This is a genomic window from Stenotrophomonas sp. CFBP8994, assembly GCF_034044835.1.
Lineage (GTDB): Bacteria > Pseudomonadota > Gammaproteobacteria > Xanthomonadales > Xanthomonadaceae > Stenotrophomonas > Stenotrophomonas rhizophila_A.
On record NZ_JAXCWT010000001.1, the window covers coordinates 258880 to 272354 of the forward strand.

10 protein-coding genes are annotated in these 13475 nt (G+C 66.7%); 9 read left to right on the plus strand and 1 reads right to left on the minus strand.

Annotated features, from left to right (window positions below; translation table 11 throughout):
• The first annotated feature begins 20 nt into the window (after positions 1 to 20).
• From SOM39_RS01285 to SOM39_RS01295, 3 genes are all read left to right on the plus strand, one after another.
• The gene (locus tag SOM39_RS01285) at positions 21 to 908 is read left to right on the plus strand and encodes a GIN domain-containing protein (RefSeq protein ID WP_320457249.1); all 888 of its coding nucleotides are present in this window, start codon (positions 21 to 23) and stop codon (positions 906 to 908) included.
• 12 nt (positions 909 to 920) lie between these two features.
• Positions 921 to 1508, plus strand: a complete 588-nt coding sequence (locus SOM39_RS01290; protein WP_320457250.1) for a DUF2884 family protein — start codon at positions 921 to 923, stop codon at positions 1506 to 1508.
• A 91-nt stretch (positions 1509 to 1599) separates the two neighbouring features.
• Positions 1600 to 2025, plus strand: a complete 426-nt coding sequence (locus SOM39_RS01295) for a hypothetical protein (protein ID WP_068852972.1) — start codon at positions 1600 to 1602, stop codon at positions 2023 to 2025.
• 520 nt (positions 2026 to 2545) lie between these two features.
• On the opposite strand, the gene SOM39_RS01300 is transcribed toward SOM39_RS01295, so the two are convergent.
• A complete protein-coding gene (locus tag SOM39_RS01300; RefSeq protein ID WP_068852975.1) occupies positions 2546 to 3961 on the minus strand; it encodes a class II fumarate hydratase in 1416 nt (471 codons plus the stop codon).
• A 274-nt stretch (positions 3962 to 4235) separates the two neighbouring features.
• On the opposite strand from SOM39_RS01300, the gene SOM39_RS01305 reads away from it, so the two are divergent.
• From SOM39_RS01305 to sucB, 6 genes are all read left to right on the plus strand, one after another.
• A complete protein-coding gene (locus SOM39_RS01305; protein ID WP_414715833.1) occupies positions 4236 to 5570 on the plus strand; it encodes a hemolysin family protein in 1335 nt (444 codons plus the stop codon).
• Between the two features lie 35 nt (positions 5571 to 5605).
• Positions 5606 to 6973, plus strand: a complete 1368-nt coding sequence (purB, locus tag SOM39_RS01310) for an adenylosuccinate lyase (RefSeq protein WP_320457252.1) — start codon at positions 5606 to 5608, stop codon at positions 6971 to 6973.
• Positions 6974 to 7195: 222 nt separating this feature from the next.
• Positions 7196 to 8629 (plus strand): cupin domain-containing protein, encoded by a 1434-nt coding sequence (locus tag SOM39_RS01315; RefSeq protein WP_320457253.1) that lies wholly within the window; start codon positions 7196 to 7198, stop codon positions 8627 to 8629.
• Position 8630: 1 nt separating this feature from the next.
• Entirely contained in the window at positions 8631 to 9155 is a 525-nt protein-coding gene (locus SOM39_RS01320; protein ID WP_320457254.1) for a hypothetical protein, read from the plus strand.
• A 184-nt stretch (positions 9156 to 9339) separates the two neighbouring features.
• Complete coding sequence (locus tag SOM39_RS01325) at positions 9340 to 12171, plus strand: 2-oxoglutarate dehydrogenase E1 component (RefSeq protein WP_068852984.1); 2832 nt, start codon at positions 9340 to 9342, stop codon at positions 12169 to 12171.
• Between the two features lie 42 nt (positions 12172 to 12213).
• Entirely contained in the window at positions 12214 to 13419 is a 1206-nt protein-coding gene (sucB, locus tag SOM39_RS01330) for a dihydrolipoyllysine-residue succinyltransferase (protein ID WP_320457255.1), read from the plus strand.
• Positions 13420 to 13475: the final 56 nt, after the last annotated feature.

Below are 13475 nucleotides of genomic sequence, written 5' to 3' on the forward strand. Positions count from 1 at the left end.
CTTCCTTCGAGGACCCGCCCATGATCCGCAAGCTCGTCGTAGCTTCCCTGCTGTTGCTGCCGCTGACCGCACTGGCCGATGAACCGCAGTGCCGGTTCAACGCCCCGCGTGACCTCAAGCTCGACGTCGCCGGCGCGAAGGCCGTGGTGTTCGAAGTGAACCAGCACGACCTGGTGCTGCAGGCCGGCCCGGGCGCGGCCCAGCTCAGTGGCCGCGCCTGCGCCTCCAATGCGGACTGGTTGGGCCAGCTGACCGTTACCCAGAAGAAGGTCGGCGACAAGCTGGTGGTGCAGCTGCAGCGCGAAAACCAGGGCCTGAACTGGAACACGGGCGGCAGCAACTACGCCTACCTGGACCTGCGCGGCACGATCCCGGCCAATGTGCTGGTGCAGATGAAGGTCGGCTCGGGCGATGCCAGCGTGACCGGGGCGCATTCGCTCAGCGCCGATGTCGGCTCGGGTGACATCAAGCTGCGCGACATCAAGGGCCTGGTGACGGCGGCGATCGGCTCGGGCGATGTGGAGCTCGACGGCGCCGGTGCACTGAACCTGCTGTCGATCGGCTCGGGCGATTTCACCGCCCGCAACCTGCGCGGCAACGCCACGGTCGGCACGATCGGCTCGGGCGACCTCACCCTGGACGGGGTCGCCGGCAATGTCGATATCAAGACGGTCGGTTCGGGCGATGTGGACCTGCGCCAGGTCAAGGGCAACGTCAGCCTGGGCAACATCGGCTCGGGCGATTTCGAAGCCCGCGCGGTGGGCGGCAGCGTCAAGGTCGAGCGGCACGGCTCGGGCGACGTGACGGTCCGCGATGTAGCCGGCGACCTGACGGTGGCCAACAGTGGCAGCGGCGACATCAACCACAGCGACGTGCGCGGCAAGCTGCAGCTGCCGCGCGGCAAATAAGGGGACCCCACCATGAACATGCGACTGCTGCTGCCCACCCTGCTGCTGTGCCTGCCGTTGGCAGCCTGCAGCAACACGGATTCAAACAAGACCGACCCGGCCACGGGCAAGCCGGTGGTGGATGCCGATTCGATCGGCAAGAAGGTGAAGGACGCCACGGACAAGGCGCGGGTGGAAATCGCCCAGGGCAACATCAAGATTTCCAACGACCAGAACGACAAGGCCGAGATCAGCCCGCAAGGCGACCTGCTGATCAACGGCAAGGCGGTCACGATCGATGCCCAGCAGCGGGCGCTGCTGCTGGACTACCGCAGGCAGGTGGAAAAGCTGGCCGGCGCAGGCATGGACATCGGCGTGGCCGGTGCCAGCCTGGGCGTGAAGGCCGCTGGCGAAGCGCTGCGCGGGGTGTTCTCCGGCGACACCCAGGGCATCGAGGAAAAGGTGAACGCCGAAGCGGCCAAGATCGAAGCCAGCGCCAAGCAGCTGTGCGAGCTGCTGCCGACGATGATGGCCAAGCAGCAGGCGCTGGCGGCGGCGCTGCCGGCGTTCAAGCCTTACGCCACCATGGACCAGAGCGACGTCGACGACTGCCATAACTGAGCCGTCGGCAGCTGCGACATCCGGTCGCAGGCAGGCCCGCTGCACGGGGGAGGGCTACACTAGCCCTCCCCTTTTTTATGCACTGCCGGCCATGAAGAAGCTGTACCTCCTGCTGTTGGCCCTGTTCTGCCTTGCCGCTACCGGCTGCGACCAGGAATACCGCAACCACCGCGCCGAGCGCGGCAAGCCGAAGATCACCGTCAGCGACGGCATGGTCACCGTGCGCCGCGCGCCGGCGCCGAACATCATCGTGCTGCCCAACGGCCACATGAAGATCGACGAGATCGAAATTCCGCTCGACGACAGCCAGCACGCGCTGCTGCAGCAGATGTTCGGCCAGCTGCAGGTATTGCGCCAAAACACGCTCACCGATGCCCCGTACGACCCGGACAAGCGCGCGGTGAAGATCCAGGTGCCGCCGGGCATGCAGCCGATCCCGCCGGATCTGGTCACGCGTGTTCCGCAGTTCAAGGATTACACCGAGACGTTCGACAATTTGATGGCGGATCGGCGGTAAGCGCGTAAGTCAAACGCCAGAGCCTTGGTCTGCGGGATTCTGCGCGCAGGGCCGGCGGGTGCGGGGGTACGGGGGGCGCCGTGAACCCGTCCATGGGGGCTCTTGCGAAACATCCATGTTTCGCAAAGCCCCCGTACCCCCGCACCCGCCGACCCTCAGACAGGTGGCTGGTGCGCAACGGAGATCAACGGCAACGCCGATTGTTTTCATGCGTCATCGAACGTGGTGGCGTTCCGTGCGGTCGTTTGGGAACCGACCCTACCCCGCAGCAGCCATCGCGACCGCGTAGGGCCACGCCCTGCGTGGCTGCTTTTTGCATCCGCACACTACCCACCGTCTGGGGCGGCCGGCGGGCAGCCCCCGTAGGGACTGTCAAAAACATGGATGTTTTTGCCAAGCCCCCATGGACGGGTTTACGGCGTGTCCCGTAGGGGGCTGCCCGACGGCCGCCCCGCTCGCAGAGATGGAAACGCTGCTGTTTGCTGTTTGCTGTTTGCTGTTGGCTGTTGGGTGTTAGCGCTTAACCACCGCCACCACCACCACCGGCATGAATGCCGCCAGCCGTCAGCGCCGCCGGATCCAGCAACCGCCGCAGTTCGGCTTCGGACAACCCGCTGTCTTCCTTGGCCACATCCAGCACCGGCCGCTGCTCCTTGTAGGCACGCTTGGCGATGGCGGCTGCTTTTTCGTACCCGATGATCGGGTTCAACGCAGTCACCAGGATCGGGTTGCGGCCCAGCGCCTCGCGTACGCGGTCTTCGCGCACTTTCAGCCCGGCGATGGCCGTGTCGGCCAGCAGCCGCGAGATGTTGGAGAGCAGGCCGATGCCATCCAGCAGGTTCGCCGCGATCAGCGGCAGCGTCACGTTCAACTGGAAGTTGCCCGTCTGCCCCGCCACCGTGATCGCCGTGTGGTGCCCGATCACCTGCGCGCACACCATCACCGTCGCCTCCGGAATCACCGGATTGACCTTGCCCGGCATGATCGAACTGCCCGGCTGCAGCGCCGGCAGCTCGATCTCGCCCAGGCCCGCCAGCGGACCGGCATTCATCCAGCGCAGGTCGTTGGCGATCTTGATCAGCGCCACCGCCAGCGCATTGAGCTGGCCCGACAGCTCCACCGCATCGTCCTGCGCCGCCAGGCCCTCGAACTTGTTTTCCGCGCTGTCAAAGCGCACCCCGGTCTGCTGCTTCAGGCGCTTGGCCACCCGCTCGCCGAAGCGCGGGTCCGCATTGATGCCCGTGCCGATCGCCGTGCCGCCCAGCGGCAGCCGGCGCAGCCGCTTCAAGCTGTCTTCCAGGCGCTCCTGCGCCGATGACAGCTGCGCCGACCAGGCACCGAATTCCTGTTCAAAGGTCAGCGGCATTGCATCCATCAGGTGCGTGCGACCGGTCTTGACCACCTTGCGCAGCGCGCGGCCCCGCTTGTCGATGGTCTTGCGCAGGTGCACCAGCGCCGGCAGCAGCTGCTCCTGTACGCCCAGCAGCGCCGATACCCGCAACGCCGTCGGGATCACATCGTTCGAGCTCTGGCCCTGGTTGACGTGGTCGTTCGGATGCACCGTGGTCTTGCCCGCCTTGCCCGCGCGGTTGGCCAGCGTGGCGATGACCTCGTTGGCATTCATGTTCGACGACGTGCCCGACCCGGTCTGGTAGATGTCGATCGGGAAGTGCGCATCGTGGCGGCCCTCGGCCACTTCGTCTGCAGCGCTTTCAATGGCCTTGCCGATGTTCTTCGGCAGGTGGCCCAGCTCGGCGTTGACCGCCGCTGCGGCGCCCTTCACCAGGCCCAGCGCGCGGATGAAACCGCGCGGCATGCGTTGGCCCGAGACCGGGAAGTTGTCCACCGCGCGCTGCGTCTGCGCGCCCCACAGCGCATCTGCAGGCACCTGCAGTTCGCCCATGCTGTCGTGCTCGGTCCTGAAACCCTTGCTCATTGCATCACTCCGCGATTCTTTCAATTGGGAAAGGGAACGGCGGCTGGCAACGGGCCTTCATTCCCTGGCTGGCGGCTGCGGTCACGATACTCCCAAGCGGGAATGAATCCCAACGGCAGCTGGCATCGGCTAGACTCGGAATTCGTGTTCATTCAGACAGTATCCCGCTTCCCATGGGCGACGACCCCCACTGTAGTGCGTGCCACGACCAACGGTCGTGGCCTACCTGTTTCTTCCCCGCCGTCACCAGCAGCGCATGGCGCCGAGGGCGCGCATGATCGTCGGCAACCTGCTGCTCCTGCTGCTGGCCCTGTTCCTCGTAGTGCTCAACGGCTTCTTCGTGGCCGCCGAGTTCGCCCTGGTCAAACTGCGCCACACCCAGGCCGTCGGCCTGGCTGCCAGGCACGGCTGGCGCGGCCGCCTGCTGCTCAACGTGCATTCGCACCTGGATGCCTACCTCTCGGCCTGCCAGCTCGGCATCACCCTGTCCTCGCTGGGCCTGGGCTGGGTCGGTGAGCCCGCGTTCGCGCACCTGCTGCAGCCGCTGTTCGATGCGCTCGGCATGGGCCCGGAAGGCGCACGCCTGACCGCCTTCATCATCGCCTTCAGCCTGATCTCGTTCCTGCACATCGTGCTGGGCGAACTGGCGCCGAAGTCCATGGCCATCCGCCGCCCCGAAGCCATGTCGCTGTGGACCGCCGCGCCGCTGTACCTGTTCTACTGGGCCATGTTCCCGGCCATCTGGCTGCTCAACCACAGCGCCAACGCGCTGCTGCGGCTGGCCGGCTGGGGCGATGTCGAGCACACCTCGCACCGCTACTCCCGCGAAGAGCTCAAGCTGATCGTCGCCCGCCAGCAGCCCGGCGCCGGCGCACCGGACCAGGACCTGACCCTGATGAGCCACGCGCTGGAGCTGCCCGAACTGGTGGCCGGCGACCTGATGCGCCCGCGCGAACACATGCGCGTGTTCCGCCAGGGCATGGGTCTCGCCGGGGTGATGGCCGAATTCGCCGAAAGCCGCTACAGCCGCTACCCGTGGTTCGACAGCGATGGCGAGGAAGTGCTGGGCATCCTGCACATGAAGGACCTGCTGGTGGAGATCGCCCGCGGACAGCCCACCGACGACCTGCGCGCCCTGCTGCGCCCGGCCAACCTGATCGCGCTGGAAACCCCGGTCACCGCCGTGCTCGAACGCTTCCGCACCGGTACCACGCACATGGCCCTGTGCGTGGAGGAACACGGCCGCATCCTGGGCTACTTCACCCTGGAAGACCTGCTCGAAGTGGTGGTCGGCGATATCGAGGACGAGCACCCGCACGTGGTCAAGGATGCCCCCACCCGGGGCGCCGACGGCACCCTGCTGGTAGCCGGCTCCACCTCCATCTTCCGCCTGGAACGCCTGCTGGGCCGCGACCTGGCCGCGCCCGAGCACCTCAATTCGGTCGGCGGGCTGATCGTGCACCAGCTGCAGCGCCTGCCCGAAGAAGGCGAGGAAGTGCGCATCGACGGCCAGCTGTTCACCGTCAAGCGCATGGCCGGCCACCGGATCCAGGCCGTCACCGTACGGCTGGCGCCCGAAGAGGCCGACGAGGACCCCGGGGCAGCGTAGAATGACGGCCCCCGCCGTCATCGCCTGCGCCCGCCATGTCCGAATTCGCCCTGCTCGCCCTTTCCCCGCTTGATGGCCGCTATGCCGGCAAGGTCGACGCCCTGCGCCCGATCTTCTCCGAATATGGCCTGATCAAGGCCCGCGTGAAGGTCGAAGTGGAGTGGCTGCTGGCCCTGGCCAACGAACCGGGCATCGCCGAGCTGGCACCGTTTCCGGCCGCTGCCGCCGCGCGCCTGCGCGCCCTGGCCGACGGGTTCGCCCCGGCCCACGCCGCCCGGGTGAAGGAAATCGAGCGCACCACCAACCACGACGTCAAGGCCGTGGAGTACTTCATCAAGGAACAGCTCAAGGATGACGCCGAGCTGGCCCCGGCCCTGGAGTTCGTGCATTTCGCCTGCACCAGCGAAGACATCAACAACCTCAGCTACGGCCTGATGCTGGAAGAAGCCCGCCGCACCGTGCTGCTGCCGTCGCTGGACGACATCGCCGCCCGCCTGCGCGCCCTGGCCCATGCCCAGGCCGAACAGCCGATGCTGTCGCGCACCCACGGCCAGACCGCCTCGCCCACCACCCTGGGCAAGGAAGTGGCCAACGTGGTCGCCCGCCTGGAGCGCCAGCGCCGCCAGATCGCCGCGGTCGAGCTGACCGGCAAGATCAATGGCGCGGTGGGCAACTACAACGCCCACGCCATCGCCTACCCGGACGTGGACTGGCCGGCCTTCGCCAAGCGCTTCGTCGAAAGCCTGGGCCTGGTGTTCAACCCCTACACCACCCAGATCGAGCCGCACGACAACATCGCCGAAATCGGCGACGCCGCCCGCCGCGCCAACATCATCCTGATCGACCTGGCCCGCGACATCTGGGGCTACATCTCGCTGGGCTACTTCAAGCAGAAGCTCAAAGAAGGCGAAGTCGGCTCGTCGACCATGCCGCACAAGGTCAACCCGATCGACTTCGAAAACGCTGAAGGCAACTTAGGCATCGCCAACGCCCTGTTCGAACATTTCAGCGCAAAACTGCCGATCAGCCGCTGGCAGCGCGACCTCACCGATTCCACCGTGCTGCGCGCGGTGGGCACCGCCTTCGGCCACAGCCAGGTCGCCCTGGACTCGCTGGCCAAGGGCCTGGGCAAGTTGACCGTGAACCCCGAACGCCTCAACGCCGACCTGGACGCCGCGTGGGAAGTGCTGGCCGAAGCCGTGCAGACGGTGATGCGCCGCCATGGCCTGCCCAACCCCTACGAACAGCTCAAGGCGCTGACCCGCGGCCAGGGCATCACCGCCGAATCGATGAAGGCGTTCGTGGAATCGCTGGACCTGCCGGAAGACGCCAAGCAGGGCCTGCGCGAGCTGACCCCGGGTGGGTATATCGGCCTGGCCGCCGATCTGGCCAAGGCGATCTGATCGCGTTGATCAGGCAGTGACCCCGGACGGGGCGCCGGAATATCCGGTGCCCCGTTTTCGTTTGGCGCCGCGTGGGCCGACCAACGGTCGGCGCTACCGGGGCACGCGCGACAGTGCGGCGCAGGTGCAGATCCTGTTCAACCAGCGGACAATGGCGGGACGAGCGCGCGCTTCGTCTGCTGCGCCAATCGCATTCCGTCTACACGCTTCAAGGATTCCCCCATGGCCGTCCGCAAGACCAAAACCCCCGTCATCGAAGTCCAGGCCCGCCCCGGCCTGCCGCTGGGCATGCCCGCCGCGACGTTCCTGCGCGACTACTGGCAGAAACGCCCGCTGCTGATCCGCGGCGCCTTCCCCGATTTTGAAACCCCGCTCCAGCCCGAAGATCTGGCCGGCCTGGCCTGCGAGGAGACCGCCCTCGCCCGCCTGATCAGCCACGACCGCGCCACCGACGGCTGGTCCGTGCGCACCGGCCCGTTCCAGGAAGAAGAATTCCCCGGCATGCCCGACCACGACTGGACCCTGCTGGTCCAGGACGTAGACAAATGGGACCCGGATGTCCGCGCCCTGATCAGCCACTTCGACTTCCTGCCGCGCTGGCGCATGGACGATGTGATGATCAGCTTCGCCGCCACCGGCGGCTCGGTCGGCGCCCACGTCGATCAGTACGACGTGTTCCTGCTGCAGGCCCATGGCCACCGCCGCTGGCAGATCGACGCAAGCGAATCCACCAAGGGCAAGCGCCCCCCGCTGGAGTTCCGCAACGACGTCGAACTCAAGCTGCTGCGCCGCTTCAAGCCCACCCACGACTGGGTGCTCGAGCCCGGCGACATGCTGTACCTGCCGCCCAACGTCCCCCACAACGGCGTGGCCGAAGACCCCTGCCTGACCTTCTCCTTCGGCATGCGCGCGCCCGCCTCCGCCGAGCTCATCAGCGACTACCTGGACACCCTGATCATGGATGCCGACGAGGCCATCCGTTACCAGGACCCGGACCTGAAGGTGCCCGAAGACCCCAACGAAATCGACGCCGTGGCCATGGGCCGCGTGGTCCAGGCGCTCAACGCCATCCGCATGAACGACCCCGACCGCCTCGGCGACTGGTTCGGCCGTTTCATCACCACCTACCGCGCCGCCGGTGACGTGGTCGCCTCCGGCGAACCGCTCCCGCGCGAACACATCGAAGCCGCCCTGGCCGAAGGCATCGAGCTCGGCCGCCACCCGTGGGCCCGCCTGGCCTGGCGCCGGGCCAAGCGGGGTGCCAGCCTTTACTGCAGCGGCCTTGAATTCGCCCTGCCGGTGAAGGATGCCCAGGCCCTGGCCGCCGCCGAACAGATCGGTGGTGCCCTGTACCAGAAGCTCTCGGCCAAGGGCCGCGACGCCCTGCACGCGCTGGTGGCCGGTGGCTACTATCAGCTGCTCGACGGCGACGCGTTCGACGACGAAGACGAGTACGAAGAGGACGCGGTGGGCGAATACGAAATCATCGACGCCGCCGAAACCGTCGAGGTCCTCGAGGATGAAGACGTCGAAGCCAACGTGCACGAAGTGACCATCCACGACGATGGCGTCGAAGTGATCGTCGATTTCGACGACACCGACGACAGCGAGGACGACCAGGCCGTCGGCACCCCCGACGGCGGCGCCGGCGCCTGACATGAGCGGGCCCGGCAGCGCCGACCCGCACCTGCGCCGCCTGCCGGGCGGCGCGGTCGCCATCGACAACGCCGAAGAGGCGGTGGCCATCACCACCGCCGTGGTCGAGCGCGCCCGCCGCCAGCTGTGGCTGCACAGCCGCGTACTCGACCCCGGCCTGCTCGATGCACCGCCGGTGCTGGAGGCCCTGCGCCGCTTCGCCACCGCCCGCCACGACAAGCAGGTCCGGCTGATCGTCCACGACGCGGCCGCCATTGCCCAGGCCGGCTCGCCCCTGCTGGGCCTGGTCCAGCGCCTGCCCACCGTGTTCCGGGTGCGCCAGGTGACCGACCCGATCGACCGCGCCCTCGCCTCGGCCTGCCTGCTCAACGATGCCGGCGACTACTACTTTCGTCTGAGTGGGCTCCGTTACGACGGTGAAGCCGGGCTCGCCATGCCCGCACGTTCGCGGCCGTTGCAGGACGGTTTGCAGCGCGTATGGGAACGTTCGCGCGATTGCAGCGAGCTGCGCGCGCTCGGCTTCTAGTCCCGTTCCGGGTCCTGAACCTGTCTGGGAATGACACCACGGCCCCGCCACAGGCCGTTCCGGTGCCCCTTCCTGTCTCGATGGGGGTACAATTTGGACCGTTAGATACCGCCCGTGCAGGGCTATTCATTTTCCCTGCCGGATCATCGAAGCCTTACCCCACAAGCGAATCCGACCCTCCATCGTGGACAATCTACTGAAGCAGTTTGCGCAGTCTTCGCAGCTCGCCGGCGGCAACGCCTCCTATATCGAGGATCTGTACGAGCAGTACCTCGTTTCTCCGGACAGTGTCGATCCCAAATGGAAGACCTACTTCGACGGCTTCAAGGGCCGCGAAGCCGGTGACATTCCGCATTCGGCCGTCATCGCCCATATCGCCGACGCCGCCAAAAACGCCGTCAAGGGCGGTGGCAACTCCGGTGCCAGCGACGAACGCGAGCGCAATGTCGGTCGCCTGATCACGGCGTACCGGTCGCGCGGCCACCTGGACGCCCGCCTGGACCCGCTGGGCCTGGCCCAGGCCGTCAACTCGCCGGACCTTGGCCTGCCGTTCCACAGCCTGTCCGAGGGTGACCTCAACGCGGAGTTCAGCACCGGCGGTGTCGGTGGCCAGCCGCGCATGAAGCTGCGCGACCTGCTGGAGCGCCTGAAGAAGACCTACACCGGCTCGATCGGTGCGGAATTCATGCACATCTCCGAGGTCGAGCAGCGCCAGTGGATCTACCAGCGCCTGGAACTGGCCGGTGGCAACTACAGCCTGGACGCTGACACCCAGCGCCGCACGCTGGAGCGCCTGACCGCTGCCGAAGGCCTGGAACGCTACCTGCACACCAAATACGTCGGCCAGAAGCGCTTCTCGCTGGAAGGCGGCGATTCGCTGATCCCGATGATGGACACCATCATCCGTGACGCCGGCAAGGATGGGGTCAAGGACGTGGTGATCGGCATGGCCCACCGTGGCCGCCTCAACGTACTGGTCAACACCCTGGGCAAGAACCCGCGCAAGCTGTTCGACGAGTTCGAAGGCAAGTTCGAGCACGACGAGCACGCCTCCGCCGGCGACGTGAAGTACCACATGGGCTTCTCGGCCGACGTGGCCACCGACGGTGGCCCGGTCCACCTGGCGCTGGCGTTCAACCCGTCGCACCTGGAAATCGCCGACCCGGTCGTGGCCGGTTCCGTGCGTTCGCGCCAGGAGCGCCGCAAGGACACCGCCCGCAAGCAGGTCATGCCGATCCTGATCCACGGCGACGCGGCCTTCTCCGGCCAGGGCGTGGTGATGGAACTGTTCCAGATGTCGCAGGCCCGCGGCTTCGCCGTCGGTGGCACCGTGCACATCGTGGTGAACAACCAGGTTGGCTTCACCACGTCGAACCCGGAAGACACCCGCTCGACCCGTTACGCCACCGACGTGGCCAAGATGATCGCAGCCCCGGTGCTGCACGTGAACGGTGACGATCCGGAAGCGGTGGTGTTCGCCGCCAGGCTGGCCTTCGAGTTCCGCCAGAAGTTCGCCAAGGACGTGGTCATCGACCTGATGTGCTACCGCCGTTGGGGCCACAACGAGGCCGACGAACCGGCGATCACCCAGCCGCTGATGTACCAGGTCATCCGTAAGCACCAGACCACCCGCGAGCTGTACGCCGCGCAGCTGGAACAGGCCGGCGTGATCGCCGCCGGTGCCGGCAAGGCGATGGTCGATGCCTACCGCGAGAAGCTGGACGCCGGTGAAGTCACCACCGAGCTGGCCAAGGTCGAAAAGACCCCGCCGAGCAGCGCGCTGTTCGTGGATTGGCCCAAGCTGCTGGAAGGCAAGCTGTCCGACCCGGTCTCCACCAAGGTGGACCCGGCGAAGCTGAAGCAGCTGGCCGACCTGATCAACACCGTGCCGGCCGAAGTGGAACTGCACTCGCGCGTGGCCAAGGTGTACGACGACCGCCGCAAGATGGCCGCCGGCGAGATCCCGGGCGACTGGGGCTTTGCCGAGAACCTGGCCTACGCCACCCTGCTCGACGAAGGCCATGCACTGCGCCTGGTCGGCCAGGACGTGGGCCGCGGTACGTTCACCCACCGCCACGCGATCCTGCACGACCAGAAGACCGACAACTACTACCTGCCGCTGCGGCAGCTGGTGGATTCGCCGGAGAAGGCCAGCATCATCGATTCGCTGCTCAGCGAAGAAGCGGTGATGGCCTACGAGTACGGGTTCTCGACCACCGATCCCAACACCCTGTGCATCTGGGAAGGCCAGTTCGGTGATTTCGCCAACGGCGCCCAGGTGGTGATCGACCAGTTCATCGCTGCCGGCGAAGCCAAGTGGGGCCGTATCACCGGCCTGACCCTGCTGCTGCCGCACGGTTATGAAGGGCAAGGCCCGGAACACAGCTCGGCGCGCCTGGAGCGCTTCCTGCAGCTGTGCGCGCTGGAGAACATGCTGGTGGTGGTGCCGTCGACCCCCGCGCAGGCGTTCCACATGCTGCGCCGCCAGATGCACCTGACCACCCGCAAGCCGCTGGTGGTGATGTCGCCCAAGTCGCTGCTGCGCCACAAGCTGGCCGTGTCGACCCTGGACGAGCTGGCCAACGGGGAGTTCCAGCACCTGATCGGCGATGCCAACGCAGAAGCCAAGAAGGTCAAGCGCGTGGTGCTGTGTTCGGGCAAGGTCTACTACGACCTGCTGGAAGACCAGACCAAGCGCGGCCAGGACGACGTTGCCATCATCCGCGTGGAACAGCTGTACCCGTTCCCGCGCGCGCTGCTGGCGGCCGAACTGAAGAAGTACGGCAAGGCCACCGACGTGGTGTGGACGCAGGAAGAACCGCAGAACCAGGGCGCGTGGTACCAGATCCGCCACCACCTGCAGTTCTGCCTGGCCGATGGCCAGAGCCTGCACTACGCCGGTCGCGCCCGTTCGGCCTCCCCGGCTGCCGGTCACATGGCCGACCACATCATCGAACAGCAGAAGCTGGTCGCCGATGCCTTGGTCAACCCGTTCAACGACGCGGTCGCTGAATAACTTTCCCCTCATTCCAGAAAAGACAAACCAGGAAGCCCCCGCATGGCCACCGAAGTCAAAGCCCCGGTACTGCCCGAATCCGTCGCCGACGGCACCATCGCCACCTGGCACAAGAAGGTCGGCGACGCCGTCAAGCGTGACGAAAACCTGCTCGACCTGGAAACCGACAAGGTCGTGCTGGAAGTGCCGTCGCCGGTTGATGGCGTGCTGAAGGAAATCAAGTTCGAGGTGGGTGCCACCGTGACCTCCAGCCAGGTCGTGGCGGTCATCGAGGAAGGTGCCGCGGCTGCTGCCCCGGCTCCGGCTGCTGCTGAAGCCAAGCCGGCCGCTGCTGCGCCGGCCGCTGCCGCTGCTCCGGCCGCTGCTGCCGCGCCGGCCCCGGCGTCGAAGTCCGCTGCCGATGCCCTGCCCCCGGGTGCGCGCTTCAGCGCCATCACCGAAGGCGTGAACCCGGCCGATGTGGACGGCACCGGCCGTCGTGGCGCAGTGACCAAGGAAGACATCGTCAACTTCGCCCGCAACGGCGGCGCCGGCAAGGCCGGTGGCGCACGTCCGGAAGAACGCGTGCCGATGACCCGCATCCGCAAGCGCATCGCCGAACGCCTGATGGAGTCCAAGAACTCCACCGCCATGCTGACCACCTTCAACGAAGTCGACCTGTCCAAGGTGTCGGCCGCGCGCAAGGACCTGCAGGACGAATTCGTCAAGGCGCACGGCATCAAGCTGGGCTTCATGAGCTTCTTCGTGAAGGCCGCCGCCAACGCGCTGCAGCGCTTCCCGCTGGTCAACGCCTCGATCGACGGCGACGACATCATCTACCACGGCTATTCGGACATCTCCATCGCGGTCTCGACCGAGAAGGGCCTGGTCACGCCGGTGCTGCGCAACGTCGAGCGCATGTCGTTCGCCGACATCGAAAAGACCATTGCCGACTACGCCAAGAAGGCCCGTGACGGCAAGCTGAGCCTGGAAGAACTGCAGGGCGGCACCTTCACCGTGACCAACGGCGGCACCTTCGGTTCGCTGCTGTCCACCCCGATCATCAACCCGCCGCAGAGCGCCATCCTGGGCATGCACGCCATCAAGGAGCGTCCGATCGCCCAGAACGGCCAGGTCGTGATCGCGCCGATGATGTACCTGGCGATGTCCTACGACCACCGCATCATCGACGGCAAGGATTCGGTGCAGTTCCTGGTGGACATCAAGAACCAGCTGGAAAACCCGGGCCGCATGCTGTTCGGCCTGTAAGACCTCCCGCCCCTCCGCGCCTGCGCGGAGGGGTTCTGGTAAAGCATCAAGGAATT

Coding starts and splice junctions, on each gene's coding strand:
- SOM39_RS01285 (WP_320457249.1), top strand. CDS start 21: ATGATCCGCAAGCTCGTCGTAGCTTCCCTGCTGTTGCTGCCGCTGACC.
- SOM39_RS01290 (WP_320457250.1), top strand. CDS start 921: ATGAACATGCGACTGCTGCTGCCCACCCTGCTGCTGTGCCTGCCGTTG.
- SOM39_RS01295 (WP_068852972.1), top strand. CDS start 1,600: ATGAAGAAGCTGTACCTCCTGCTGTTGGCCCTGTTCTGCCTTGCCGCT.
- SOM39_RS01300 (WP_068852975.1), bottom strand. CDS start 3,961: ATGAGCAAGGGTTTCAGGACCGAGCACGACAGCATGGGCGAACTGCAG.
- SOM39_RS01305 (WP_414715833.1), top strand. CDS start 4,236: ATGATCGTCGGCAACCTGCTGCTCCTGCTGCTGGCCCTGTTCCTCGTA.
- purB (WP_320457252.1), top strand. CDS start 5,606: ATGTCCGAATTCGCCCTGCTCGCCCTTTCCCCGCTTGATGGCCGCTAT.
- SOM39_RS01315 (WP_320457253.1), top strand. CDS start 7,196: ATGGCCGTCCGCAAGACCAAAACCCCCGTCATCGAAGTCCAGGCCCGC.
- SOM39_RS01320 (WP_320457254.1), top strand. CDS start 8,631: ATGAGCGGGCCCGGCAGCGCCGACCCGCACCTGCGCCGCCTGCCGGGC.
- sucB (WP_320457255.1), top strand. CDS start 12,214: ATGGCCACCGAAGTCAAAGCCCCGGTACTGCCCGAATCCGTCGCCGAC.